Source organism: Lactonifactor longoviformis DSM 17459 (assembly GCF_900129135.1).
GTDB lineage: Bacteria > Bacillota > Clostridia > Lachnospirales > Lachnospiraceae > Lactonifactor > Lactonifactor longoviformis.
Window position 1 is genome coordinate 545,508 of sequence record NZ_FQVI01000001.1, and the last position, 26,937, is coordinate 572,444.

Annotated in this window: 20 protein-coding genes and 1 other annotated feature; all 20 genes read right to left on the reverse strand. The window is 47.0% G+C overall.

The features are described from left to right. Window positions 1-114 precede the first annotated feature (114 nt). Window positions 115-1,020 (reverse strand): selenium metabolism-associated LysR family transcriptional regulator, encoded by a 906-nt coding sequence (locus BUA56_RS02470; protein WP_072848702.1) that lies wholly within the window; start codon window positions 1,018-1,020, stop codon window positions 115-117. Beyond that, a complete protein-coding gene (gene selB / locus BUA56_RS02475; RefSeq protein WP_072848704.1) occupies window positions 1,020-2,930 on the reverse strand; it encodes a selenocysteine-specific translation elongation factor in 1,911 nt (636 codons plus the stop codon). Before selB ends, BUA56_RS02470 begins: the two co-directional genes overlap by 1 nt. After that, window positions 2,927-4,336: an L-seryl-tRNA(Sec) selenium transferase gene (selA, locus tag BUA56_RS02480; RefSeq protein ID WP_072848706.1), complete on the reverse strand. Its 1,410-nt coding sequence runs from the start codon at window positions 4,334-4,336 to the stop codon at window positions 2,927-2,929. Before selA ends, selB begins: the two co-directional genes overlap by 4 nt. Before the next feature lie 64 nt (window positions 4,337-4,400). After that, on the reverse strand, window positions 4,401-5,447 hold the full coding sequence (selD, locus tag BUA56_RS02485; RefSeq protein WP_084067575.1) for a selenide, water dikinase SelD: 1,047 nt from the start codon (window positions 5,445-5,447) through the stop codon (window positions 4,401-4,403). A 65-nt stretch (window positions 5,448-5,512) separates the two neighbouring features. Beyond that, a complete protein-coding gene (locus BUA56_RS02490; protein ID WP_072848710.1) occupies window positions 5,513-6,268 on the reverse strand; it encodes an exodeoxyribonuclease III in 756 nt (251 codons plus the stop codon). Window positions 6,269-6,474: 206 nt separating this feature from the next. Next, entirely contained in the window at window positions 6,475-7,176 is a 702-nt protein-coding gene (locus BUA56_RS02495; protein WP_072848711.1) for a response regulator transcription factor, read from the reverse strand. A gap of 16 nt (window positions 7,177-7,192) precedes the next feature. Next, window positions 7,193-8,332: an alanine racemase gene (alr, locus tag BUA56_RS02500; protein ID WP_072848713.1), complete on the reverse strand. Its 1,140-nt coding sequence runs from the start codon at window positions 8,330-8,332 to the stop codon at window positions 7,193-7,195. 23 nt (window positions 8,333-8,355) lie between these two features. Continuing rightward, on the reverse strand, window positions 8,356-9,810 hold the full coding sequence (locus tag BUA56_RS02505; protein WP_072848715.1) for a histidine kinase: 1,455 nt from the start codon (window positions 9,808-9,810) through the stop codon (window positions 8,356-8,358). Between the two features lie 155 nt (window positions 9,811-9,965). Further along, entirely contained in the window at window positions 9,966-11,222 is a 1,257-nt protein-coding gene (locus tag BUA56_RS02510) for a serine hydroxymethyltransferase (protein WP_072848716.1), read from the reverse strand. A 23-nt stretch (window positions 11,223-11,245) separates the two neighbouring features. Beyond that, window positions 11,246-12,736 (reverse strand): alanine/glycine:cation symporter family protein, encoded by a 1,491-nt coding sequence (locus BUA56_RS02515; RefSeq protein WP_072848717.1) that lies wholly within the window; start codon window positions 12,734-12,736, stop codon window positions 11,246-11,248. 22 nt (window positions 12,737-12,758) lie between these two features. Further along, window positions 12,759-13,874 carry an alanine dehydrogenase gene (ald, locus tag BUA56_RS02520; RefSeq protein ID WP_072848718.1) on the reverse strand — a complete coding sequence of 372 codons (1,116 nt, stop codon included), beginning with the start codon at window positions 13,872-13,874 and terminating at the stop codon, window positions 12,759-12,761. A gap of 501 nt (window positions 13,875-14,375) precedes the next feature. After that, on the reverse strand, window positions 14,376-16,361 hold the full coding sequence (locus BUA56_RS02525) for a sodium-translocating pyrophosphatase (protein WP_072848719.1): 1,986 nt from the start codon (window positions 16,359-16,361) through the stop codon (window positions 14,376-14,378). 141 nt (window positions 16,362-16,502) lie between these two features. Further along, on the reverse strand, window positions 16,503-17,000 hold the full coding sequence (ilvN, locus tag BUA56_RS02530; RefSeq protein ID WP_072848720.1) for an acetolactate synthase small subunit: 498 nt from the start codon (window positions 16,998-17,000) through the stop codon (window positions 16,503-16,505). Window positions 17,001-17,013: 13 nt separating this feature from the next. Continuing rightward, window positions 17,014-18,732, reverse strand: coding sequence for a biosynthetic-type acetolactate synthase large subunit (ilvB, locus tag BUA56_RS02535; protein ID WP_072848721.1), 1,719 nt, complete (start codon window positions 18,730-18,732; stop codon window positions 17,014-17,016). A gap of 196 nt (window positions 18,733-18,928) precedes the next feature. Then, window positions 18,929-19,227, reverse strand: a binding site (T-box leader). Between the two features lie 48 nt (window positions 19,228-19,275). Then, complete coding sequence (locus BUA56_RS02540; RefSeq protein ID WP_072848722.1) at window positions 19,276-21,837, reverse strand: heavy metal translocating P-type ATPase; 2,562 nt, start codon at window positions 21,835-21,837, stop codon at window positions 19,276-19,278. A 31-nt stretch (window positions 21,838-21,868) separates the two neighbouring features. Continuing rightward, complete coding sequence (locus BUA56_RS02545) at window positions 21,869-22,132, reverse strand: metal-sensing transcriptional repressor (RefSeq protein ID WP_072848723.1); 264 nt, start codon at window positions 22,130-22,132, stop codon at window positions 21,869-21,871. 184 nt (window positions 22,133-22,316) lie between these two features. Further along, entirely contained in the window at window positions 22,317-23,351 is a 1,035-nt protein-coding gene (locus BUA56_RS02550) for an ABC transporter permease subunit (RefSeq protein WP_455428640.1), read from the reverse strand. Next, window positions 23,351-24,409 (reverse strand): ABC transporter permease, encoded by a 1,059-nt coding sequence (locus tag BUA56_RS02555; RefSeq protein ID WP_072848724.1) that lies wholly within the window; start codon window positions 24,407-24,409, stop codon window positions 23,351-23,353. The genes BUA56_RS02550 and BUA56_RS02555 overlap by 1 nt, the downstream gene beginning before the upstream one ends. Beyond that, window positions 24,409-25,920: a sugar ABC transporter ATP-binding protein gene (locus BUA56_RS02560; RefSeq protein WP_072848725.1), complete on the reverse strand. Its 1,512-nt coding sequence runs from the start codon at window positions 25,918-25,920 to the stop codon at window positions 24,409-24,411. Before BUA56_RS02560 ends, BUA56_RS02555 begins: the two co-directional genes overlap by 1 nt. Window positions 25,921-26,040: 120 nt before the next feature. Continuing rightward, the coding region (locus BUA56_RS02565) for an ABC transporter substrate-binding protein (protein WP_072848726.1) at window positions 26,041-26,937 on the reverse strand (897 nt) is incomplete at its 5' end.

Sequence of the window (26,937 nt, forward strand, 5' to 3'; positions counted from 1 at the left end):
TTACTAAATTTGACAATATTTTTCTATCCCTAACTATATCAACAAACAAATTTATTGTAAAATCAATAAAATCTATAAGGCTCCTGCACTTATAGATTTTATCGATAAATATCTCTATACACTTTTACTTTGAAAAAAATCTCTGATAAAGTCCCAGAACGCCCTGGCACTTTTGGGCAGATTGCGTCCCTTCCTGCGAACCAGGTAAAGTTCCCGGTACATCTCTTCTCTGGGACTGAATTCCAGAATACGCCTCTCCTGTACATCCTCCCGGGCTGCCCAGCTGGAAATAATAGAAATCCCAAGTCCGTTTCGTACAGACTGCTTAATGGTCTCCTGGTTGCTGATGCTTGCGATCACTCTGACTTCAGAAAGAGGGATCCCCTGGGATACAAGATAGTTCTCGGCTTCTTTCCTGGTTCCGGATCCCTCTTCTCTCATAATCACAGGCTCTCTCATCAGCTCTTCCAGAGAAACCCCCTTTTCCTTCAATCCCCGGAACCTTTCTGTGTCAGGTGTAATAATCACCAGCCTGTCCCGGCACAGCATCTGATACTGGCAGGGATACCCGGGAAGCCTTGTTCCCGTGATCCCTATCTCAGCCTCATCTCCCAAAATCTTTTTGACAACTCCCTCGCTGTCATTCTCCAGAAGAGAAAACTGTACCTGGGGATATTTGGCGCTGAATGCCGGCAGTACCCGGGGCAGTATGTACTGAGACGGGATCGTAGACGCTGCAATGGTCAGGGAATTGCTCTCTTCTTCATCGGAAGAAAACTCCTGCAGTATTTTCTTCTCCAGCTCCAATATCTTATATGCATACCGGTATAGAATCCTTCCCTGATCCGTCAAAGAAACACTTTTTGTTGTTCTGACAAAAAGTCTGGCGTTCAGTTCCTTTTCCAAACCCAAGATGTGGGAACTGATGGTAGGCTGTGTAAGAAAGAGTTCTCTTGCCGCCTGGGAAAAGCTGCCGCTGTCAGCCACCCGGATAAAAGCCTCCAGTTGTATAAGATTCATCAGTAAGCCACCCTCTCGCTTTCCCTGCCTTCTTTTCTTGTAATGTGAAGTGCATCCATATATTCCAGAATAGGCTTAGCACTTTTCCGGCTGGTATTTAAAAGGTCCCTGACCTCCGCTATAGTCACTGTTCCGTCCCTGTCCAGCTTTTCAAGAATTGCCGCCTTGGCCTTCTCCATAATTCCCGACAAGGTATACAGATTCTCTGCCACCTTTACAATGCGCCCTTCTGCCATCTCCTGAGCCAGAACATCTGCGATTACCTCAGGATCTGTCTCCGTAAACACAATTTCGGAGAACCGGACAAGATCGAACTGTGCCTTTAGAAAAACACGCTCCATCTTCCTTCTGACTCTCTGATACCTGGAATCCTTTTCCAACTGAAACTCATAAAGACGCAGAAACTCTCTGTCTCTTGCCAGCTGCTTCTCCCCTTCCATTCTCTCAATAAATAAGTCAAACACTCCAGCTTTTTGAGAAGCAGCCGTATTCATTTTTATCTGGGATTTATTCACCCCTGGTTTATAAGGATTCCTCTCGTGAAATTCCTGCAAATTATCCTGTATCCTCTCCAAAAGCTCTTGTGCATAGCTTCTGTGCCACAAATAAACCTGATTTTTCATAGGAAACCGGAGGATACTGCCCTGTTTTTCCAGAACACAAATTCCCTCCTCCGCCTCCTCCTCCGATATTCCGGCTATCTGTGCAAGCTCCTGAAGAGTGATTCCCGTATCCCAATGGCTTTTCACCTGAAGCTCCAATATGTGAGGCAGAGATCCGTGCTCCCTTCCTCTCAGCTCCTCAAGTCCCTTCTCTTCAAACCGCTTCTTTTTTCTGGGATTTGCCTCAATGACGATGCCGCCCCCTATCGTCTCTACAGGTGAGTAGAAACGGATGATAAACCGGTCCTCCTTTCTCACCGCGATTTCCTCTTCCAGCCGAAGTTCCGCCAGTGCAGACTCGCCGGGTTTTAGTTCCTCTGTCTCTAACAGCACAACACGGCATAGAACCTGGCTGGTTCCCGTAAATAGATGTACCCTGGATCTGTTTTTCAAAACTCTCGAAGAGGAAGGCAGCATATGCAGACGCACATCCAGCATCATAGTCTTCTTCATGCTCCCGCAGGCCGCCAGGACGTTACCCCTGGCAACATCTTCCCTCTTTACATTTGAAAGATTAATGGCCGCCCTTTGCCCTGCACTGCAGCTTTGGCAGTCCTCTCCATGCACCTGAATACTTCTGACCCGGCATACCGTCCCCCTGGGAAACAATTCCACCTGTTCTCCTCTGCTGAGCGTTCCTGACAGAACCGTTCCTGTCACTACAGTTCCGAAGCCCGCCACAGAAAACACGCGGTCCGCGGGGAGCCTGAAGATCGTGTCTCTGTCTCTCTCCGGAAGCAGGGCTGCCGTCTTTTGAATCACCTGGATCAGCTCCTGGATTCCGAAACCTGTGGCGGCCGATACTTCCACCATGGGTGCACTGGCAGCTCTGGAATCCGACAGTTCCTCCAGGATTTGACTTTTTATTTCGTTCATCCGGTCAGGCTCCGCCAAGTCACATTTATTCAGGACAACAATATAGTTCTCAACTCCCAACTGTTCCAGAATATCCAGATGTTCTCTTGTCTGGGGCATAATTCCTTCGTCAGCTGCAATGACCAGAAGGACCATATCCATCCCTGCCACTCCGGCCACCATATTATGGACAAACTTCTCATGGCCGGGCACATCAATGATGCCTGCCCTGCTTCCATCCGGCAGGTCAAAGTATGTGAAGCCCAAATCAATGGTAATTCCCCGCTTTTTTTCCTCTTTCAGGCGATCCGTTTCCCTCCCTGTCAGCGCACGGATCAGCGTCGTCTTTCCATGGTCAATATGTCCGGCAGTCCCTATAATTATATTTTTCATATGTGCATGTCTCCAAATATTTTATTCAGCCTTTCAGCAACCTGAGGAATCTCCTCGTCCTGAATGGTTCTCATGTCAAGCCAAATCCTATCTTTCTCCACACGGCAGATGACAGGAGGTTTCCCTTTTCTCAGCTTTTCTTCCAGTTCCTCACAGGCAATAGTTTTCCCCCGTACCGTAACCCCGCAGCTCTCAATCACCTCTCCAGGCAGCGCTCCGCCTCCTACCTGGGAATCGCAGGACTCCAGCTGTATCACAGCATCCTTCTCGGGAATGTGCAGAGAACCTGCCAGCCGGGCAGCCTTCTCCTTCAGCCGCTTCCCGCTCTGGGACAGCATGGCAAATACCGGAAGATTCTGTTCCAGCCTTGAGGGAGTACGGTATTCCCTAAAAATCTGTTCCAGCACAGTCACTGTAAACTTGTCTATCCGCATGGCTCTCATCAGAGGATGTCTCTTCATCTTATCAATATATTCTTTTTTTCCTGTTATAATCCCCGCCTGTGGTCCTCCCAGCAGCTTATCACCGCTGAAGCAGACAATATCGGCGCCGCGCCGTATAGATTCCTGTACCATCGGCTCATGAGAAAGCCCATAAGCGCTCAAGTCCACCATCACGCCGCTTCCCAGATCTTCAATCACAGGCACCCCGAATTCCACTCCGAGGCCCGCCAGTTCCTCAATCCCCACACTCTCCGTAAACCCGGTAATCCGGTAATTGCTGGTATGGACTTTCAGAATCGCCCCTGTATTCTCTCCCATGGCTGCTCTGTAATCTTCCAGACGTGTTTTATTGGTGGTTCCCACCTCTCTCAGTATTCCCCCGCTCTGCTCCATGACCTCGGGTATTCTGAATTTGCCGCCGATTTCTACCAGCTCTCCCCTGGAAACAATGGCTTCCTTTCCTTTTACCAGAGCGCTTAGTATCAGCAGAACTGCTGCCGCGTTGTTATTCACCGCCACAGCCGCCTCTCCCCCGGTAATCTGGCATACTAAGTCCTCAAAATGGCTGTACCGCTCCCCCCGTCTCCCGGTGTCCAGATCATATTCCAGGTTTGAGTACCCGGTGACCACATGCCCCAGGTACTCTGCATGCCTTTCCCCGATAGGGGCCCTTCCCAGATTCGTGTGAAGGATCGTTCCTGTACCATTGATTACTCTCTGTACCCGGCATCTGTCCTGTTCCTCAAGTCTCTCTTTCAACTGTTCCATAACCGTATCCAGTCTTCCTGCCGCCGCTTGCTCATCTTCACATCCTCCGAGAAAGCTCCGCAGTTCATCCGTCACCTGGCGAATACCCGCCACAACCAGATTTCTGTCATATTTAGTCAAAAGTCCTTCCGTCTTTGCCTCTTCCAGCAGAATATCTACTTTAGGTATTCTTCGGAAATATTTACCTTTATCCATACACTTTTACTCACTTCCTAAAAAACCGGACGCCCCCTTACTGGAGCTGTCCGGTTCTCTCATGTCATAACAAATGAAGATACTTTTCATCTTTCGGCAGTACCCGTCCAATCACAGCGGCCTGCGCAGCAAGTCCCTGCTGTGCAAATCCGTGCAGGATGTCCTCCGCATACTTCTCCTCCACAGATGCCAGAAGCCCCCCTGAAGTCTGGGGATCAAAGACAAGATCCGCCAGATATTCCGGCAGTTCCGCCAGCATCACATCCTCTTTTGCATAGTTTCTGTTCTGATAAGCCCCCGCGGGTACCAACCCCATACGGGCATACACATCTGCCTCCGGGATCAGAGGAATCTTCCGGGTATCAATTTCCAATGTAACTTCACTTGCTTTTGCCATCTCTAGGCAATGGCCCCCCAGACCGAATCCGGTAATATCTGTACAGCTATGTACCGGATACCGTTCCAGAACCTCCTTCGCCGCTTTGTTGAGTGTGGTCATCACCTTGATCACTGCCTGTTCCGCCTCTCCGGAAGCCATTCCCGCTTTTACAGCAGTGTTGATGATACCGCTTCCCACAGGCTTTGTCAGGATAAGCACATCCCCTGGCATCGCTCCATAATTCTTCCACAGTTTGCCAGGATGTACAAATCCTGTCACACACAGACCATATTTCGGCTCGTCATCCTGAATCGAGTGACCGCCCACAAGCACAGCCTGGGCCTCCTGCACCTTAGAGGCTCCGCCGGCCAGAATTTCTCCCAGAATCTCCGAATCCAGACAATTGGGAAATCCTACGATATTAAGAGCAATCCTGGGCTCACCTCCCATAGCATAAACATCACTCAAGGAATTGGCCGCCGCAATCTGGCCAAAAATAAAGGGATCGTCAGCTACAGGCGTAAAAAAATCTACCGTCTGTATCATAGCAATCTCATCTGTAATCTGATACACTGCCGCATCATCGGAGGTTTCCACCCCCACCAGCAGCTTCTCATCGTAAAACTTAGGCAGCTTGCCCAAAACCTGGGCAAGGGTCTCAGGACCTATCTTGGCCGCTCACCCTGCTGTTTTTGTCATCTGCGTCAGTCTTACATCTTCTTTTCCATTCATGGGGATCCTCCTTTCTCATCTCAATGGTTCTATTCTATCAGATCTTGTCCCTCAATACAATCCATTTACAAGTCTATCTGTACTTCCACGGGGCAGTGGTCCGATCCGAAAACCTCGGTATGAATTGCCGCAGAGACCAGCTTCTCCTCCAGCCGCTTTGACACACAGAAATAATCAATCCTCCACCCTGCATTTTTTTCCCTGGCCCGGAACCTGTAGGACCACCAGGAATAAATCCCCTCTGCCTCCGGATAGAAGTAGCGGAATGTATCTGTAAACCCGGCCTCCAGCAGTTCAGTAAATTTATTTCTCTCCTCATCCGTAAATCCCGCATTCCTTCTGTTGGTTTTGGGATTTTTCAAATCTATCTCCCTGTGGGCAACGTTCAAATCTCCGCACATCACTACAGGCTTCTTCTGATCCAGTTCTGCCAGATATGCCCGGAAATCATCCTCCCACTTCATTCGATATTCCAGGCGGGCCAGCTCACTCTGGGAATTGGGGGTATATACCGTCACCAGATAAAAGTTCTCATATTCCAGAGTAATTACTCTGCCCTCCTGATCATGCTCCCGGATTCCAATTCCATAGCGGACCTCCAGGGGGGTATGCCGGGTAAAGACTGCCGTTCCGGAATATCCTTTCTTAACTGCATAATTCCAGTACTGCTCATATCCTTCCAAAGACAAATCGATCTGTCCTTCCTGAAGCTTTGTCTCCTGAATACAAACAAAGTCAGCATCTATCCCGTTAAAAAACTCTGTGAAACCTTTCTGTACACAGGCTCTGAGCCCGTTCACATTCCAAGAAATAAACTTCATACATGTCCTCCTTGTATTTTAAATCCTGTTCATTAGATCATGCCTTCGGCATGATCGCCATTCGCCGCTCGCCAAAAGTGAGCAAAGCTCCCCATGGCTCGCTAACACTCATTATATCATATTCTTTTTCCTTAAAATAGGGGAATTACAGGAAAAGGGTACGGACAGCAGCGCCGCTCCCGCGCTTCTGCCCGTACCCTTTTTTGTTACTTTTCAAATCCCTTATTGTTTAGCTCCCGAAAATAAGCCGCGGGTGTCTGCCCTTTGTACAGCTTAAAATACTTATAATAATTTTTCAGATTTCCATAGCCCACTTCCTCCGCAGCCTCCTGCAGACTCATCTTCTTACTTTCCACCAATTCTATTGATTTTTCCACTCTCACCATGTGCACGTACGAAATTATTGTCATATTCATATGCTTTTTAAACAGTCTTGTAATGTAGCTCTGGGTACTGAAGGTCAGCTGTGCCAGCTGCGCCAGCTCAATCTTTTCCTTATAGTGAGAATTAATAAATTCTATGATAGCATTAACGCTCTCATTGGGTGTCACTCTCCACCCAATCGCCCGGTAAATCGCCTGTTCCAGCTGTTCGAAGTCAATCGGTTTCGCAATGATGTCGCAGACACCCGCCCTGAGAGCCTTCTGGGCATACTCAAAGGAATCATACGCTGTTACGATGATCACCTTACAGTTTTCTATACTCTGTATTACCTGGAATCCGTCCATATACGGCATATGGATATCCATAAAGACCAGATTGGGCTTGGTTTTCTGAATCAAAGCCAATGCATCCCTGCCATTTTCCGCCGTTCCAATGATCTCCAGGGGAAAATTCTTGGATTCTATATAATACCGGATAATATTTACTGTTGCCGCCTCATCATCGCAGATAACCGATCTAATCACACGCTTCCGTCCCTTCTTATAAGTATACTCTGGGGATTCGTTTTCCCAAATCGCAGGCAAACTCATAATTAAATCTGCCGCTTATATCTCCCATATTTTCTATCGTAATGGTTTCTCCCTCGTCAGTGCCAATCAGAGTAACCTCATCTCCTGTCTTAACATCCGGAATATCTGTGACATCCACCATAAACTGATCCATACACACTCTTCCTATAATGTCTGCCCTCTTTCCATGGATCAATACATATCCCTTGTTCGAGAGAGAACGGGGATACCCGTCCCCATATCCCACAGGTATGGTAGCAACCCGTCTGGGTTTCTCAGCTACATAGGTCCCCCCGTAGCTTACCGGGGTACCCGGCTCTATGTCCTTTACATAAACCACATGGCTTTTCAGTGACATCGCCGGTTTCAGCTTGATTTTATCTGTATACACCTGATCGGAGGGAAACAGACCGTACAGGATAATGCCTGCCCGCACCAGATCCATATTAGCCTCCGGCAGATTCATAATCCCTGCACTGTTAGAGCAGTGCTTATAAGGGATCCGGATGCCTGCCGCCTCCAAAAATCCCACAAAGTGCAGATACCGCTCCATCTGTCTTTTGGCCGGGGTGCTGTCCCACTCATCCGCCCTTGCAAAATGGGTAAACAAGCCTGATATGAGTATTCCGGGCATTTTTGAGATCTCTACACAGTCAGGAATGGAAGATTCATCATCCCGGAAACCGATTCTTCCCATGCCGGTATCCACAGCCAGATGAACCTCCATCTTTTTCCCAAGCTTTACCGCAGTATCTGACATTTTTTTTGCCATATCCGTCTCAAATACCACAGGAATAATGTCCATGCTACACATAATATCATAATGTTCTTCAAAAGTATATCCCAGGATCAATACAGGCTTCTGGATTCCCGCCTCGCGAAGGCTTACTCCCTCCTCCACCGTGGCGCAGGCAAATCCCCAGATATAGGGTAAATGCTCTACTTTACGGGCAATAGGAACCGCTCCATGACCGTACCCGTCCGCCTTAACCACGGCAACCACCTGGGTTTGCTCTGCTACATTGGCATGTATCTGCTCCAGATTCCACACAATGGCATCCAGATCCACATACGCGCATACTCTTCTGTGCTGCTGCTCTTTGTCCTTCATTTGTATCTGCCTCTTTTTCTTAATTATTTTGGTAATCTGACATACAGAACCGTAGAATTCTCCCTGGTGCCTATTTTCATAGTAAATCCGCCCTTATAGATAGACCCCAGCTTATGATAGATCATTCCCAGTCCGTGGGCTGTATTTCCTCTCATACCTACATTAATCCGGTAACAGTCCTGGGAAGTAAGACATTTCCCCCGGTTTTTTACCCATATGTCAACATATTCCTTTCTGGCTTTGATTTCTATCTCCAGATATTTACTTTCCTCCTCATCACAGCCATGGACAAAAGCGTTCTCAACCAAAGGCTGAAGGAAATTAAACGGGACGATAGTATCCTGGGCCTCATCATCTATATCGTAGCGGAAATCCAGAGAATCTTTATATCGAAACTTCTGAAGCTGCAGATAGGCATCCACATACTTCAGTTCATTTCTTAAGGATACCAGGCTTCCCTGCGTCTGAGACGAGTAATGAAACATTCTGGCCAGATGGATAATGGATTCGTACAGAGGAACTCCTCCTCCCTCCAGCGCCAGAGATGCCATCTGGTTCAGGGTATTAAACAGAAAATGGTGATTGATTTTCAGGTCCGTTACCGTATTCTCCGCCATCTTCAGGTTGTGCAGAAGCGCCTCCCTGGAATTTTTGCTGTCCTCCAGAAGCGCCTCTTTTTCAAACAGTGCATTTTTGAACTGGTTGAATTCACAGAAGGTCCGTATCGCTCTGGAGGCTTTCCGCAGAAGGCTTTTCAGACCCTCCGCGGTACTTTCCGGGGTATCATAAACGCCTTCAATGGGTGCTTCTTCCTCCGATGATATCCTGATGTAACCGCCCAGTATATATCCTACCACTCTTTTATTAAAAAAGATAGGGATTCTGTAGACCAGCAGGCCATAGGGACATTCTATGGTTTGTTCTGTCGTCTCCAGAAAATGTATCCAGTTCTTCATGCACCGGCATTCCCCCGGGTGCTCCTGCGGGCTACATGTTCTTCTGCAGTACGTGGGAAAATAACTGCCCTGATATAACAGATTCCCACTCTCTGTAAAAATCACGTATGCTGAGTGGAGATTGTCCAAAAACTGCCCTCTGACCGCCTCTATGGCCACTATGAGTTCCTCGCTGCTTAGCTCTTTGTAGGTTTCCTCTTTGTCAATAAAGCTGTCCATCTCTACCTGTACCGGGTTGGAAACCAAAAGGTGAATAATAGGGCCGTCCCCTTCATTTTTCATAGAATGCTCGCACCCGCACTCCATAAAATACATGGCGCCGGGTTCAATTTTCTGCAGGGTTCCGTTTGCCCAGCCAGTCCCGCATCCTTCCAGCACATAGATAAACTGTTCTTCATAGTGAATGTGCGGGTACATCTGTTTTCCCGGATAGCAGACAACTTTTCCGATATTCATAGAGGGCTGGTTCTCAGACCTTTGAATCCACTCAATATACCCCCAGTCTGTTTTCTGAATCTTCATGGCCACACCTCCTTCCAGCCGCCTTCCACAAAAAGCACAAGCGCCACAACAGGGGAATATCACCTTGCTGCGGCGCTCATGTCCTCGCACATTAACCTTTGTAACTGCCTGGGCAATTACCGGTACAACGGAGGTGCTTTATATGGGGATTCAAATCAGTCTTCAAATGCTCCTGCAGGATACAGAGGGAATTTGGAGATAAGAGCCTCCGCCCTTTCCTTGCATGCTGCCAGGTTTGCTTCATCTGTAGGTGCCTCGGCAACCTGATTCATAATGCTGGCAATTTCTACGATCTCAGGCTCTTTTAATCCTCTCTGTGTCACGGATGTAAGGCCAATACGCACACCGCTTGTCACTGACGGTTTCTCAGGATCAAATGGAATCATATTTTTATTTACTGTAATTCCCACAGCATCCAGTGCATCCTGGAACACAGTACCTGTAATTCCTTTTCCTCTTAAGTCAACCACAAGAAGATGGTTGTCTGTGCCGCCGCTGACAATACGGAAGCCATAGCCAGACAGTTCTTCTGCCAGTTTCTGGGCATTTACAACTACCTGCTGCATAATATCATGGAATTCCTGAGAAGCTGCATATTTGAAGGACCATGTCTTGGCAGCCATGGTGTGGAACATCAGGGAGCCTAAGCTTCCGGGGAATGTACCTTTATCCAGGATTTTCGCATATTTCTCTTTACAGAATACCATACCGCTTCTTGCGCTGCAGAAGGTTTTCGTTGTAGAAGAAGTTACAAAGTCTGCATAAGGAATAGGACTCGGGATCACCTTTGCAGCTACCAGACCTGCGATATGAGCCATATCTACCATAAAGTATGCGCCTACTTCTTCAGCTATTTTTGCAATTCTTTCATAATCGATGAGACGTGGATAGGAGCTGGCACCGGCGATAATCATTTTGGGTTTTTCCTCTTTCGCCAGTTTGTCAAGCGCGTCATAATCGATTCTCTCTGTCTCTTTATCTACCCCATAAAATACATGGTTGTAAATCTTGCTAACCCAGTTTGCCGGTGAACCGTGAGTCAGATGTCCGCCCTGATCAAGACGCATAGCCAGAATCTTATCCCCAGGATTTAATACGGATGCAAATACGCTGTAGTTTGCCGTTGAGCCGGAATAGGACTGAATATTCACATGCTCTGCACCGAACAGCTCTTTTGCTCTCTCCCAAGCCAGTTTTTCTACTTTATCAGCAATCTCAGAACCAGCCTGGAATCTTCTTCCCGGATATCCCTCCAGAGTCTTGTTGGTAAATACACTTCCGCTCAGTTCCATAACTTCTAAGGGAGCAGTGCTTTCAGAAGCGATCATCTCAATGTTGTGCTCCTGACGGTTTAATTCCTCGTCCACCAATGCTGCAATTTCAGGGTCAGATTGTCTCGTATACTTTAACATAAAATATCCTCCATTTTCTTTGTTTATTTACCTGATTCTGCTTCTCTCTTTTTCAGTAAGCCTGCATATTTATCCCAGGCACCTGATTCATCTTTGATTCCAAATTTTGCAGGATCGAAGAGTGGATCAACACCTGCCTTCTTCTGTGTCTCGTAGTCTGCTAAGATTGCCTTAACCTTCTTATACAAAATCAACATTCCTATAATATTCACCCAAGCCATTAAGCCAACGCCTAAGTCTGCCATGCTCCAGATTGTCTGTCCATCTACGATAACCCCAGAGAATACTGCTATCAGGAAGATTGCACGCATGAGATAAGTTCCTGCTTTCTTACCTTTGAAAATAAACTTCATATTGCTCTCCGCCTGATAGTAATATCCCATAAGACTGGTGAATACAAAAAGTGCAATCATAATAGCTAAGAGCTTGCCACCCCAACCGCCTAAAGAATGATTAATTGCATCCTGTGCCCAGAGAGCGCCGTATTCACTTCCTGTATTATTCACAATAAAATTACCGGATGCATCGATTACATTATAATTTCCAGTAACCATAATAATCATGGTAGAAGCGGTACATACAACAATAGTATCAATGTAAACTGATAAAGACTGAATCAATCCCTGCTTTGCAGGATGAGAGCACTCAGCCGCAGCTGCCACAATTGCACCGGATCCCTGACCGGCTTCGTTGGAGTATACTCCACGCTTTACCCCCCAGGATATCGCTGAGCCAATAATTCCTGCAAACATAGAATTTGCCGCAAATGCAGAACTAACAATAGTAGCCAGTACAGAAGGAAGAGCAGTAATATTCATGCCAATGATAACAATGGCCATAATAATATAGATTACACACATTACCGGCGCTAATAACTCTGCCACTCTTCCGATTCGTTTGATTCCTCCCCAGACAACAACAGCAATAGCAACTACACACACAATACCTACTATCATCTGCGGTGTGCCAAATGCACTCTTAAAAGTAGAAGCAATCTGATAAATCTGAAGACCAGGCATTAAAGTACCCGGGCCAAGTACCGCAGCAATTGCAAAAAGCATAGCCATTACTTTTGCAAGTGACTTTGATTTCAGCCCTTTCGTAATAAACAGTTGAGCGCCGCCAATATACTCAGTGCCTACTTTGTCTTTATAAGCCTGCGCTAATGTACACTCTGCGAAAGAAGACGCCGCCCCGATAAGCGCAATCAGCCACATCCAGAAAATCGCACCTGGACCACCGAAATAGAGAGCAGTTGCAACACCTGCAATATTCCCCATTCCTACACGGGAACCTACTGTAGTCGCGAAAGACTGGAATGCCGAGATTCCGCCTTCGCCCTCTTCAGCTGCAGACTTGGAACGGATCAAGCGGAACATGTCTTTTATCAAACGGAACTGGCATCCCTTCAGCATAATCGTAAAGAAGATGCCTGCACCCAAACATAAAAGCACCAGAGGCAAACTCCAAACCAAATCGTTAATCTTGGTAACTATCTTTACAAAAGTATCCATATACTACCTCCTTCATCATGGTTTAACCAACTAATTCTTTTGCCTCCTTATGGGGAAGACCAAAGCTGTCAGCCACGTTCTTGCAGGTAATCTCACCCTCATAGGTATTAATTGCGGAATACAATACATCATTTTTTCTGCAGGCGTCTTCCAGTCCGCTTCCTGCAATCTGGAGACCATATTTCAGTGTGGCATTTGTCAGTGCAATGGTAGATGTTCTTGGAACTGCTCCAGGCATATTGCCAACGCAGTAATGAACCACACCATCCACTACAAAGGTAGGATCGTCGTGATATGTAACCTTTGTTGTCTCACAGCATCCGCCCTGATCCACAGCCACATCCACTACTACACTGCCGGGACGCATATTTTTGAGATAAGCTTTCTTCATCAGCTTAGGCGCTGCTTTTCCTGGAATCAATACAGAACCAATTACCAGATCTGCCTGTGCAACTGCATTCTCAATGTTAGCGTCAGTGCTCATCAATGTCTGAATTCTTGCGCCGAAGATATCATCTAAATATGCCAGTCTGGAAAGGCTGATGTCAATAATCGTAACATTAGCTCCCATTCCTACTGCAACTTTACATGCATTGGTTCCCACAGTACCAGCACCCAGGATTACAACATTTGCCTTAGGTGTTCCAGGAACGCCGGCAAGCAGCACACCCGATCCCCCAAAGGGTTTTTCCAGATATTTCGCGCCTTCCTGAATACTCAGTCTTCCTGCGATCTGGCTCATAGGTGCCAGCAGCGGAATGCTTCTGTCCCGCTCAATCAATGTCTCGTAAGCAACACCTTTTACTCCCGCCTCAAGCATAGCATCCATCAGCTCTCTGTCAGCAGCCAGATGCAGATAGGTATAAAGGATTAAATCTTTGTGGAAGTACTGATACTCTTCTTTCAGGGGTTCTTTGACCTTGATCATCATCTCTACGGTATCCCAAACCTCTTTTGCTGTGTCAAGAATCACTGCTCCTGCCGCAACATACTCGTCTGTCATGAAACCAGAGCCTACGCCGGCATCCTTTTCGATATACACCTCATGACCGGCATTTACATAGCTCTTTACATTGTCCGGAGTCATACCGACGCGGAACTCATTGTTCTTGATTTCTCTCACACATCCTACTTTCATTGCAATTAGAACCTCCTTAGCTTTTAAGATATCCTTTATTAAGTTTTTATAAAGCTTTAATATGTTTATATTATCTCAAGAATCATACGCAAAATAAATCCCTGATCTCGACATTTTCTTTACCGATTTTGCACTCTTTTTAAAACAATGCCCAACTTTCTTCGGGCTTTTTAGTAAAAGTCAACTTTTTTATGTCAATAATTCACAATTTCATTCGTTATGTTTTGGCAAATTCCACCAATAAAAATCGTCTTTCCAAGTTATGTTTACAACAAAAAGGCCCTGTTCTTTCGAACAGGACCCTTTTTGAGGAGTTTTATAAAAAGTATGATGATACTTATTAGTGGAAGGAATGCCTCACATTGCTGCAAGGCAGTATGAAAAAGAAAATTAATTGCAGTAACGTTTTGTTACTATGCATTTATCATACCTTCCAATTATGACCTCCCCATGTAAAAGTTGTGAACGTTTCGTGAAGACATTTTATACTTTTTGTGGCTATCAGCCCAAAAGTCCTCCGATGCTCAGGAACAGCGGTGCGAACACCAGGGAAATAACTGTCATTAATTTAATCAGGATGTTGATAGACGGACCTGAAGTATCCTTAAAGGGATCTCCTACAGTGTCGCCTACAACCGCCGCTTTGTGGGCCTCACTGCCTTTGCCGCCGTGATTGCCGCCCTCAATATACTTCTTAGCATTGTCCCAGGCTCCGCCCGCATTGCTCATAAAGATTGCCATCAGCACACCTGTCACCAGTGACCCTGCCAGAAGGCCTCCCAGGGCTTCTGTACCCAGAATAATTCCCACTGCCAGAGGAGCCAGTACTGCCATTACGCCGGGAATCAGCATCTCCCTGAGTGCAGCTGTGGTGGAGATAGACACACAAGACTTATAATCCGGTTTTCCTGTCCCCTCCATAATGCCGGGAATCTCCCGGAACTGTCTTCTGACTTCCTCAATCATCTTATAAGCTGCCTTGGAAACAGATTCCATGGTCAAAGCTGAGAATAAGAACGGAAGCATACCGCCGATTAACAGCCCGATAATTACATTGGAGTTCAGAATATCAATTACCTGAAGCTGCACAGCCTGAGAATAGGAGGCGAACAAAGCCAGAGCCGTTAACGCCGCGGAGCCGATGGCAAATCCTTTTCCCATGGCGGCTGTAGTATTTCCCACTGAGTCCAGCTTGTCGGTGATCTCTCTGACCTTGTGATCCAGACCGGACATTTCAGCAATTCCCCCGGCATTATCTGCGATAGGTCCATAGGCATCCACCGCAACCGTAATACCTGTGGTGGAAAGCATTCCCACTGCCGCAAGAGCAATTCCGTACAGCCCGCATACTTTATAGGACACAAAGATGCCGATACAGATTAGAAGGATAGGGACACAGGTAGAAAGCATACCTACTGCCAGTCCACTGATAATCGTGGTTGCCGGCCCTGTCTCTGACTGCTGGGCAATCTTCTTCACCGACTTGTACTCATCAGAGGTATAAACCTCTGTCACAATACCAATTACAATTCCAACCAGCAGACCCGCGATAATGGCCGCAGCTGCCTTAAAATCATTAAAAAACACCTTGCTCATAACCAGAGAACAGATAAGTACCAGACCGCCGGATACGTAACTTCCCATTTTCAGAGCCTGATGGGGCTTGCTGTTCTCTCCGCCCCTGACAAAGAAGCTTCCGATGATGGATGCAATAATACCGATTGCGGCAAGTACCAGAGGGAACACAGCACCTTTCGCCTGATATACAACAATCCCGAGAGTAACCGCTGATACCAGGGAGCCTACATAAGATTCAAACAAATCAGCGCCCATGCCTGCCACATCGCCTACATTATCGCCTACATTGTCTGCGATAACCGCAGGGTTTCTGGGATCATCCTCAGGGATCCCTGCTTCCACCTTACCAACCAGGTCTGCGCCTACGTCGGCAGCCTTTGTATAGATACCTCCGCCCACACGGGCGAATAATGCAATGGATGACGCGCCCAGGCTGAATCCTGAGAGTACATCCACATTTCCCGTAATCACGTAAATCAGACTGCATCCTAACAGTCCCAGACCAACTACGCACATTCCCATAACTGCTCCGCCGTGGAAAGCCACTGTCAGAGCCTTGTTCATGCCGCCTGTCCTGGCAGCATTGGCCGTACGCACATTTGCCTTTGTAGCCACATTCATGCCGAAGTAGCCGGCCAGAACTGAAAAACCCGCGCCTACCAGAAAGCAGACCGCTGTCACCCAGTTCCCGATTCCAAATCCAATTACAACAAATAATACCGCGACAAAGATAACCAGTATCCGGTATTCGGAGAAGAGAAATGCGCTGGCACCTTCACTTATTGCCTTTGCAATTTCTTTCATTTTGTCGTTGCCGTCCTCCTGTCGGCTTACGTTGCTGGCCAGATAGAAAGCAAACACTAAAGCCAGTATACCAGCAACCACTGCTACATACACCACTTGTTCCATACCTTTAACACTCCTTTTTGTTTTTCAGGAAGTGCCCCTTTCCCCCCGGAGCACTTCCCGTGTATAGTTTTGTCTTTCTCATTTTACTATACATTATTCACAAAAAGCAACACTTCATTTCAATTCTCTGAGTAAATTTGTCTATTTCTCCTGAATACTAACAGATTCAATGGCGACACTGCCCCCCCGAACCACTTCTATACTCTGGAAATTTGCCGAAATCAGGCGGATAATGTCATCATTTTTAGTTTCCGTCTGCAGGCATTCCAGCAATACAGCGTTTTTGCCGTAATCTGCAATATTGAGTCCAAAAACCTCTGCGATCCGGAAAATCTCTGTTTTCGCTCTCTCATCACAATCCTTTACTTTGATATACAGCACTTCTTTTCTGTGGATAGGAATGTTTGTAAAGTCTATGACCTTGATAACCTCAACGCAGCGGTTCAGCTGTTTTTTTATCTGTTCAAAGGTTGCATCATCGCTGTCCACACTGATGGTCATCCTGGAAACGGTCTTGTCTGCAGTCTCTCCCACCGTGAGACTTGTCAAATTATAGGATTTTCCGGAGAACAGTCCACATATTTTAGCCAATACACCTACCTGATTTTCAACATATAATGAAATCCATCTTTTTTTCATCTCTCTCACCCTCCTAACATTCCAGTATCATATTGCTTAATGGCTGGCCGCCCTGTACCATGGGAAGCACAAGCTCATCACTCTGTATTATAAACTCTAATACGGTCGGTCCCTGCCTGTTCTCTCTGGCAAATGCAAATGCTCTGCTGATATCCTCTTCACACTCAATGCGCATCCCTTTCGCGCCATATCCCTCTGCCAGCTTCATAAAATCCGGAGCATAAGGAGGACACTGAGTTCCCGGCCCTTTGCACTTGCCCTCACAGGACTTTCTTCTCCGGGTGCAGGTAGAGGAATACCTTTTATCGTAGAACAGCTGCTGCCACTGACGTACCATTCCCAGATAACTGTTATTAAATATACAGAGAATCACGGGAAGTTCATAGGCCGTCGCCATGGCCATTTCCTGGATGGTCATCTGAACGCCCCCGTCTCCGGCCACACAGATGACCGGTGTGTCCGGAGAGCCCAGCTGGGCCCCCAGGGCAGCCGGAAGGCCATACCCCATAGTCCCCAGACCGCCTGATGTGAGCAGCTGTTTCTTTTCTGTCATCTCCAGATACTGGGTTACCCACATCTGATGCTGGCCTACATCGGTTACTACAATCGCCTCCTCAAACTGCCGGTTCATCTCACGGATAATCTTCTGAGGATTGATGCCTTCCCCATCCGGCATATCAATGGGATGCTTCCGATCCCATTCCTTCAGCTGCGCAACCCACTCCCTGTGCTCACCCTCCGGCATATTTTTAAGTATAGCCTCCATAGCATCCCGGGCATCTGCCACAATAGGGATATCTACCTGTATGTTTCTGGAGATAGAAGCCGTATCAATGTCTACGTGAATGATTTTTGCATGGGGGGCAAATTCTCCCAGCTTACCAGTGATGCGGTCATTAAACCGGGTTCCGATGGAAAACAGCAGGTCACAGTCAGAGATGGCTTTATTCGCCGCATAGCACCCGTGCATTCCCACATTTCCAAAGTACAGCTCATGGTCCGTAGGCAATGACCCACGTCCCATTATAGTTGTGATTACAGGGATCCCTGTGTGCTCTGCCAGCTTTCTTGCTTCCGCCTGTCCCCTGGCGATCGTAACGCCTCCGCCCATTAAAAACAGAGGACGCTCTGCTTTTTTCAGAAGATCCGTAGCCTTTTTTATCTGACCGATGTGAACCCCCTGACTGGGTTTGTAGCCTCTGATGGATACTTGCTTCGGATATAAGCTGTCTCCCTCTTCCAGCATAATATCCTTTGGAAGGTCTACTACTACAGGACCCTTTTTCCCAGTATTGGCAATATAAAAGGCCTCTTTGATAATCCGCCCCAGATCCTCTCTCCGTCGTACTGTCACTGCATATTTACAGATACTTCTGGTAATCCCTACAATGTCAACTTCCTGAAAAGCGTCATTTCCAATCAGATTGGTGGGTACCTGTCCAGTGAAGCACACAAGAGGAACACTGTCATAATTTGCTGTAGCTATTCCGGTTACCAGATTGGTAGCCCCCGGCCCGCTGGTTACCAGACAGACGCCTACCCTGCCTGTGGCCCGGGCATACCCGTCTGCTGCATGTATCAACCCCTGCTCATGTCTGGGCAGGATCATCTGAATGGAGTCCTGCTTATAGAGTTCATCAAAGATATCAATGGCATAACCGCCCGGGTAGCCAAACAGATAATCAACACCTTCTTTTTGCAATGCTTTTACAAATAATTCTGTTCCTTTCATTTAAAATGACCCTCCTTTTATGTGTTTTTTCTTGATAACTGCAACAAGAAAGATTGCGCGAAAGCGCAATCTCCGCCTGCGGCGGGCTGTCGCGGACAGCATCCTCCTTTCCGCCGCAGTGTGATCCCCCGGAGGTTTTTTTATTACATAAGGAACAAAGTTTCCTAAGTAATAAAAAAGCCCTAAGCTTTGAAAAGCTTAGGGCGAATATCTCATCCGTGTTACCACCTAAATTCAGGAAGACTGCTGCTTCCCGCACTCTGCCAGTACGGATAGTATACCTCCTGACAGTTTCACACTTATCAGTACGGACATTGCTATCGATACCGTTTTCCCTGTAACGTAGGAAAGATACGTTGAGTGCTACTTGGGCCTGCCGCCTGTTCGTCTCACTGCTCAAAGGCTACTTCCATACTTCCTCCGTGAAGATTCACACCATCCATCTTCTCTCTGGGACTTTGGCGAGTATGTACTCCTCCTTGTCATCGCATTTATTTTATTTTTTATAGTATACAGTCTATATCTGTATTTGTCAAGTTGATTTTAGTCTGAAATCTCCACTACCTCGTAGCCGGCCTCTGTGACTGCCTGTTTCAGCATTTCATCAGTGACGTCACCTGAGATCTCCGCATAAGCCGCCTTATCCTCCAGACTTACCTGCGCATTGACTCCATCCATGGCATTCAGCGCTTTCTCTACAGCACCTCTGCAGTGCTGACACATCATTCCCTCAATCTTAATTGTTTTTTTCATGACCTTACTCTCCTTTTCATTCTCTATTATTTCCGTCCCTTCCTCTGCCGGCTGCCCCGCAGACTCCCAAGTTTTGCTGCTGCTTTTAAACAGCTTCAGACGAAGGGCATTGGATACTACAAACACGCTGCTTAAGCTCATCGCCGCAGCTCCAAACATGGGATTCAGCTTCCAGCCCAGCCAGTGGTAGAAGACTCCCGCTGCCAGAGGAATTCCCAGGCTGTTATAGAAAAAGGCCCAGAACAGGTTTTGCTTTATATTCCGGATTACAGCCTTGCTGAGACGGACTGCCGTTACCGCGTCTAATAAATCATTTTTCATCAACACTACATCAGCACTTTCAATAGCCACATCGGTACCCGCACCGATTGCCATCCCTACATCAGCCCTTGCCAGGGCAGGGGCATCATTCACGCCGTCCCCGATCATTGCCACTGTCTTGCCTTCCTCCTGGAGTCTGGCAATCTCCCTCTCCTTATCCTGGGGAAGTACTTCGGCGATAACCTTCTGGATTCCCAGCTGCTTTTGAATAGCCTGAGCTGTTCTCTTATTATCACCGGTAAGCATTACAACCTCGATTCCCATCTCCGTAAACCGGCGGATCGCCTCTTTGCTGGTTGGCTTCACAACATCTGCCACACCAATAATTCCAACTGCCTTTTTACTGTCTGCAAACAGAAGAGGGGTCTTTCCTTCGTCGGCCAGTTTGGACAGCTGCTCCTCACACTTTTGGATGTTGATTCCCTTTTCCTGCATCATCCGAAGATTCCCCGCGTAGTAAAGCTCTCCCTCCACCTTGCCTTCCACTCCCATTCCGGGCAGGGACTGGAACTCTGTAACCCCAGGAACCGCAATCCCTTCCCGGGAAGCATATTCCATAATCGCCTCAGCCAGAGGATGCTCACTCTTTGCTTCCAGACCTGCAGCCGCCTGAAGAAGTCTGTCCTTGTCCCCGGATAAGAGAACAATATCGGTAACCACTGGTTTGCCCTGGGTAATGGTACCCGTCTTATCCATCACCACACTCTGTATACTGTGTGCTGTCTCCAACGCCTCTCCGGACTTAATCAGAATACCGTTCTCCGCACCTTTGCCGGTTCCCACCATGATCGCCACCGGGGTTGCAAGACCCAGTGCGCAGGGGCAGGATATAACCAGCACACAGATGGCTGAAGACAGGGCGAATTCAAAGGTCGCCCCGGATGCCAGCCAGACAATTGCAGTAAGCAGAGCGATCCCCATAACAACCGGGACAAATACCCCCGCAATTTTGTCAGCTATCTTAGCAATGGGGGCCTTGCTGGAACTGGCCTCTTCCACCAGCCGGATAATCTGGGAGAAGGTCGTATCGTCCCCTACCTTCGAAGCCCGGATACTGATAAAACCAGTTTTATTAATCGTTGCCCCTATGACAGCATCCTTTTCCGACTTCTGCACAGGGATGCTTTCTCCTGTAATGGCTGCCTCGTCAACACTGGTATTTCCCTCAAGAATCACCCCGTCCACAGGGATGCTCTGACCTGGTTTCACAAGAACCGTGTCACCCACCACAACTTCCTCAACAGGGATCTCCACCGGACCGCTCTCCCGCTGCACAACAGCTGTCTTAGGTGCCAGATCCATCAGCTTGGTAATGGCCTCGCTGGTTCTTCCCTTGGATCTGGTTTCCAGATATTTGCCCAGGGTGATCAGTGCAAGAATCATAGCCGCCGATTCAAAGTATAGGTCCATATGGTACTGTCCTACCAGCTCCATATCCCCGCTGCCCAGACCGTACCCCATCCGATAGATAGCAAAAATGCCGTAAACCAGGGCAGCCGTGGAACCAATGGCGATTAAGCTGTCCATGTTAGGAGCCATGTGGAATAACGTCTTGTAGCCCTTGATATAATATACCCGGTTCACATAGACAATCGGCAGGCACAGCAGAAACTGGGTCAGCGCAAATCCCACCGCATTCTCCAGTCCGGCCAGGAAGGGAGGCAGGGGCAGTCCTGCCATATGTCCCATGGATACATACATCAGCGGGATCAGAAATCCAAAAGAGACCCACAGGCGAAACTTCATATTCTTCAGCTGTGCCTCAACAGGATTCTCCCCTGCCTCTGTTTTTTCAGTCTTCCGGACACTGCCTGCTTTTTCCTCATGCACGCTGGCGCCATAACCTGCTTTTACCACTGCCTCCGCGATACCGCCCGGAGACAGTCTGCCGTCATCAAATTCAACCTGCATACTGTTAGTGAGCAGATTGACACTCACAGACTGGACCCCCTCTAACTTTGCCACACTTTTTTCTACCCTGGAGGAACATGCAGAACAGGTCATGCCAGTTACATCAAATTTTTCTTTCATCTGCGTTCTCCTTTCGTTACATCGTATTCTACTACTTTAGTATCTTACCAAGCATAGAGACTAATTCATCAATTTTAGCCTCTTTTTCCTCATCGCTCTTCGCGTCCGCCACACAGCACTTCAGATGTGCCGTTAGTATCTCCTTATTCGCTTTATTTAAAATAGCCTCTGTGGCCATCAGCTGCTGTGAAATGTCAATACAATACCTGTCCTCTTCCACCATTTTTAAGATACCGTCCATCTGACCCCTTGCAGTTTTTAACAGACGGGTGATTTTTTTCTTATCAGCCTGCATATCCAAACTCCTTTCCCCATTTGCATCGCCCTCATACACCCCCCGGGGGTATAGTCATACTATAAAACAAAAAAATAAAACTGTCAAGCGTAACCGGACAATTTTAATTTACCTCAATTGGGGACACCTCTGATCGATTTTGGGACGTGTTCCTTTTAGAAAGAACACGTCCCCTTTTTAACATTTATTTTTTCTTCTTTGCTTTTGCAGATGCAAAGATACTCTGCAGGATAATGAAGAAGCACAGCAGCGCTGCAATGGTAATCTTCGTCCACCAGGAGGAAAGTGTACCCTGGAAGGTAATAAATGCCTCGATGGTACCCTTGATTAATACCCCAAAGAGACTTCCGAAGACATTACCGACACCGCCGGTCAGCAGTGTACCGCCGATTACGGCAGATGCAATGGCATCCATCTCGAATCCTTTTGCCTGCTCTACGAATCCGGAACAGGTATTCAGGCAGAACAGGAATCCGCCCAGGCCTGTGAGGAATCCGGCCAGTATGTAAGCTTTCAGTTTTGTTTTTCTTACGTTCAGACCCATGAGAAGAGCAGACTGCTCATTACCGCCCACAGCGTAGATGGAACGTCCGAACTTGGTGTATTTCAGCATGATAAACACGACTACCAGCACTAACAGTGCGATGATAACGCTTGGATAAATATAAGGATATATCATTACCCCTTTTCTGTTAACATATCCTCCAAAGGGAAGGTATATTTTATACTTTGCCCAGCTTAGGAACATTTCATTTTTGATACTGATCATGTCCTGGCTGATAATAGCCGTCATACCTCTGGCAAAGAACATTCCCGCCAGTGTTACGATAAAGGGCTGCAGCTTCAGATAGGCCACCAGCCATCCCTGTACAAAACCGAATACCAGTCCCATTACCAGTACAATGACAGCCGCCGGGATTGCTCCCATGCCTTTATTCTCCATCATCCAGGCCAGCATCATACAAGTCAGAGCAACCACGGAACCAACAGAAATATCAATTCCTCCTGTTATCATGACTACCGTCATACCGGCAGCAATGACAATCAGACCGGCATTGGATATAAACAGATTTAAAAAGTTCTGGGTTTTACCGAATCCCTGCTGATGGAATGCAATGACTCCAATGATGTACATAGCGAAGAACAGCACGATGGTAATCAGCAGTAAGAATGCATTACCGTCTATATTCTTCTTGCTTTTCATTTTCTTATTACCCATTATGCCACCTCCTTTTTGGATTCTGCTTTTTCTGAGTGGAATTTACCTGCAATTTTCTTTCTAATCTTAGCAAATTCCGGTGACTGCAGTGCTACGATTACGATAACTACGATTGCCTTATATACCGGAATCTGGTCTGCAGATACACTCATGGCATATAATGTTGTGGTCAGTGCCTGAATGGTGTAAGCTCCGATAACACTTCCCATCAGAGAGAACTTACCGCCGCCCAGTGAGTTGCCGCCTAAGGCAACAGCCAGGATGGCATCCAGCTCCATGTTCAGACCGATATTATTCGCGTCCGCTGAATAGATACGGGAGGTTGCAATCATACCTGCGATACCTGCACATAATCCGCAGAATGCATAGGTAAGGAAGATAATCATAGTGGATTTCAGGCCCACCAGCCGGGATGCCCTGGAGTTAATACCTACAGACTGTATATACATGCCAAGAGCCGTCTTCTTCAAAATAATTACGGTAATAATTACAACTGCGATTGCGATGAATATGGGAGTAGGCAGAGGCAGTCCCGGAATATTAGCGCCCAGTAACTTAAAGCTGTCAACACGGATGTATGTAATCTGTCCCTTTGTTACCAGCTGTGCAATCCCGCGGCCGGCGGTAAATAAAATCAGCGTGGCAACCATAGGCTGTATCTTCATCTTGGCTACCAGAAAGCCGTTAAAGCATCCGCAGATAACACCCACAACAAGAGCCGCCAAAAATCCCAGAATGTAAGGATTAGAGTAAGCGTTTACTGCCTGCTGGCCTCCGGCCAGAACAAAACAGCATACAGCTCCCGCCACAGCCATAACCGCACCCACAGAAATGTCGGTTCCTGCGGATGAGGATACAACCAGTGTCATACCTACGGCCAGAATTACCAGCTCGCTGGCACGGTTGATAACGTCAATAATATAACCATATAATACCCCGTTTTTCACACTGATCTGGAAAAAGGTAGGTGTTGTAATAATATTAATCATTAACACAATAGCCAGACACAGCAGTGGAAGAAACAGGCGATAGCTTGTAATCTTCTTTAATTTTTCCATTAATTTGCACCTCCTGCGATTGCTTTCATGATGGAATCCTGAGAGAGTTCCTCTTCTTTGAGTTCTCCAACCTTGGAGCCGTCACGAAGTACAGCCATACGGCTGCAGGTACGAAGCATTTCTTCTATCTCGGAAGAAATGAACATCACAGACATACCCTCGTCTGCCAGCTGAAGCACCAGCTTCTGAATCTCGGTCTTAGTACCGATATCAATACCGCGGGTAGGCTCATCCAGAATCAGGAAATCCGGATTGGTCAAAAGCCATCTGCCCAGGATTACCTTCTGCTGGTTACCGCCGCTGAGCTGTTTAATAGGGGTTTCCCGGTCAGCAGTCTTAATCTGCAGCAGATCTATGTATTTGTCGGTAAATTCTTCCTGCTCCTTTTTGCTCAGCAATTTGAACATACCGCGCTTAGCCTGAAGGGCAATGATGATATTCTCCCTCACAGAAAGATCTGCAATGATTCCCTCTGCCTTTCTGTCCTCCGGCAGATATGCCATTCCCTGCATCATAGCATCCAGCGGTGTATTTGCATGGAACTTGCTTCCTTTTACATACAATTCTCCGGAGTCTGGCTTATCCGCTCCGTAGATACTTCTGGCAAGCTCGGAACGCCCGGAGCCAAGCAGACCGGTAAGACCGATCACCTCTCCCTTATTAATCTTCAGGTCGAATGGTTTAATAGTACCCTTATGACCCAGCTGTCTGGCATCTATAATGACTTCATCTTTAACGCTTGATGCCCCTTCTTTCTTAATAGCTGCCAAATCATCAAAATCTTTACCCATCATTTTTGCAACCAGCTGTACTCTCGGCAGATCTTCAATCTTATATTCACCGACAAGCGTACCATTTCTGAGTACAGTAATTCTGTCACATACCGCATATACCTGTTCCAGGAAATGGGTAACAAAGATAATTCCAACGCCCTGTTCTTTCAGACGGTTCATCAGGTGGAAGAGCTTTTCCACTTCACCGTCGTCAAGAGATGACGTAGGTTCATCCAGTATTAAAACCTTAGCCGACATATCCACCGCTCTGGCAATAGCAATCATCTGCTGAAGGGCTAAGGAATAATTTTCAAGTGCCGCAGTTACATCAATATGAATATCCAGACCTTCCAGTAAAGCCTTAGACTTCTTGTTCATAGTTCTCCAGTCAATCATGCCTCCCTTTTTGGGCTCCCTGCCGATAAACAGGTTCTCAGCTACTGACAGATTCGGACATAAGTTAACTTCCTGATATACAGTACTGATTCCATGAATCTGAGCCTCCTGGGGGGATTTGTTGATGATGGGATGGTCAATGCCCTCAATCTTTATTTCACCTGTTTCGAATTCTTCAACGCCTGTTAATACTTTAATCAGAGTAGATTTACCTGCTCCGTTTTCTCCCATAAGTGCATGAATCTCACCCCTTCTAAGAGTAAAATCCACATTCTGCAGAGCTTTTACGCCTGGGAAGTTTTTATCAATATTTCGCATGGTTAATACGATATCCTGCTCCATATCATCTCCGCCTTTCCTGTTTTCATCACTGTTATTCTAAGGCGTGAGAGGGGAGCCTTACATAAGGCTCCCCTGCCTCATCGCCCTTGGCCTTCTATCGTTGCGAATGCTTTTTAAAGATTAATAAGCACGTCCGTCAATGAAATCAGCTGCTGTATCTGCCGGGAATACGCTTTCATCCACATACTGAATCTTCTCTACTTCTTCGCCGGCTTCTAACTTCTGAATAATCTCCTCAACACGGGGTCCGTGTAACGGGTTGCACTCTACTGCACAGTTTAAGTCGCCTGCGATCATTGCTTCGAATGCTGCTTTTACTGCATCAAAGGAGATGATTGTGATGTCCCCGTCAGGTCCGCAGGTCTTTCCTGCTGCTTTGATAGCGTCGATTGCCCCGAATGCCATATTATCATTCTCTGCGATTACTACATCAATATCATCATAGGATTTCAGGAAGGACTCCATAACTTCCTGGCCCTTTGCCTGTGTAAATTCTCCGGTCTGCATATCTAACATATGCCAGTTGCTGTGTTCTTTCAGTTTGTTTCCAAAGCCTTCGGTACGTCCAACCTGAGCAGATGCTCCGATGGTTCCCTGTAAGGTTACAATGTTTACATCTTCTTCGCCTTTACCTTTAGACTCCAGATACTGTGCCAGCCAGTCTCCTGCGTCCTCACCCTCTTTTACGAAGTTTCCGCCTACCCAGCAGGTATACAGAGAGTCATCGGAAAGATCCATCTGTCTGTCAGAAAGAATAACAGGGATTCCTGCTTCTTTTGCTTCCTGAAGTACTGTCTCCCATCCGGTTTCTACTACAGGTGCTACTACTATGTAATCTACATCCTGCTGAATAAAGCTTCTGATTGCTTTAATCTGGTTTTCCTGTTTCTGCTGTGCATCATCAAAGATGAGCTTGTATCCGTTTTCTTCTGTAAAAGTAGATTTGAAGGATTCTGTATTCGCAGTTCTCCAGTCAGACTCTGCACCAACCTGTGCATAACCAACTACGATTAAATC

What these genes read in the sequence shown, in the direction of transcription:
- BUA56_RS02470 (WP_072848702.1), bottom strand. Translation starts at nt 1,020, where the DNA reads ATGAATCTTATACAACTGGAGGCTTTTATCCGGGTGGCTGACAGCGGC.
- selB (WP_072848704.1), bottom strand. Translation starts at nt 2,930, where the DNA reads ATGAAAAATATAATTATAGGGACTGCCGGACATATTGACCATGGAAAG.
- selA (WP_072848706.1), bottom strand. Translation starts at nt 4,336, where the DNA reads ATGGATAAAGGTAAATATTTCCGAAGAATACCTAAAGTAGATATTCTG.
- BUA56_RS02490 (WP_072848710.1), bottom strand. Translation starts at nt 6,268, where the DNA reads ATGAAGTTTATTTCTTGGAATGTGAACGGGCTCAGAGCCTGTGTACAG.
- alr (WP_072848713.1), bottom strand. Translation starts at nt 8,332, where the DNA reads ATGAAGGACAAAGAGCAGCAGCACAGAAGAGTATGCGCGTATGTGGAT.
- BUA56_RS02505 (WP_072848715.1), bottom strand. Translation starts at nt 9,810, where the DNA reads ATGAAGATTCAGAAAACAGACTGGGGGTATATTGAGTGGATTCAAAGG.
- BUA56_RS02510 (WP_072848716.1), bottom strand. Translation starts at nt 11,222, where the DNA reads ATGTTAAAGTATACGAGACAATCTGACCCTGAAATTGCAGCATTGGTG.
- BUA56_RS02515 (WP_072848717.1), bottom strand. Translation starts at nt 12,736, where the DNA reads ATGGATACTTTTGTAAAGATAGTTACCAAGATTAACGATTTGGTTTGG.
- ald (WP_072848718.1), bottom strand. Translation starts at nt 13,874, where the DNA reads ATGAAAGTAGGATGTGTGAGAGAAATCAAGAACAATGAGTTCCGCGTC.
- BUA56_RS02525 (WP_072848719.1), bottom strand. Translation starts at nt 16,361, where the DNA reads ATGGAACAAGTGGTGTATGTAGCAGTGGTTGCTGGTATACTGGCTTTA.
- ilvN (WP_072848720.1), bottom strand. Translation starts at nt 17,000, where the DNA reads ATGAAAAAAAGATGGATTTCATTATATGTTGAAAATCAGGTAGGTGTA.
- ilvB (WP_072848721.1), bottom strand. Translation starts at nt 18,732, where the DNA reads ATGAAAGGAACAGAATTATTTGTAAAAGCATTGCAAAAAGAAGGTGTT.
- BUA56_RS02540 (WP_072848722.1), bottom strand. Translation starts at nt 21,837, where the DNA reads ATGAAAGAAAAATTTGATGTAACTGGCATGACCTGTTCTGCATGTTCC.
- BUA56_RS02545 (WP_072848723.1), bottom strand. Translation starts at nt 22,132, where the DNA reads ATGCAGGCTGATAAGAAAAAAATCACCCGTCTGTTAAAAACTGCAAGG.
- BUA56_RS02550 (WP_455428640.1), bottom strand. Translation starts at nt 23,351, where the DNA reads ATGGGTAATAAGAAAATGAAAAGCAAGAAGAATATAGACGGTAATGCA.
- BUA56_RS02555 (WP_072848724.1), bottom strand. Translation starts at nt 24,409, where the DNA reads ATGGAAAAATTAAAGAAGATTACAAGCTATCGCCTGTTTCTTCCACTG.
- BUA56_RS02560 (WP_072848725.1), bottom strand. Translation starts at nt 25,920, where the DNA reads ATGGAGCAGGATATCGTATTAACCATGCGAAATATTGATAAAAACTTC.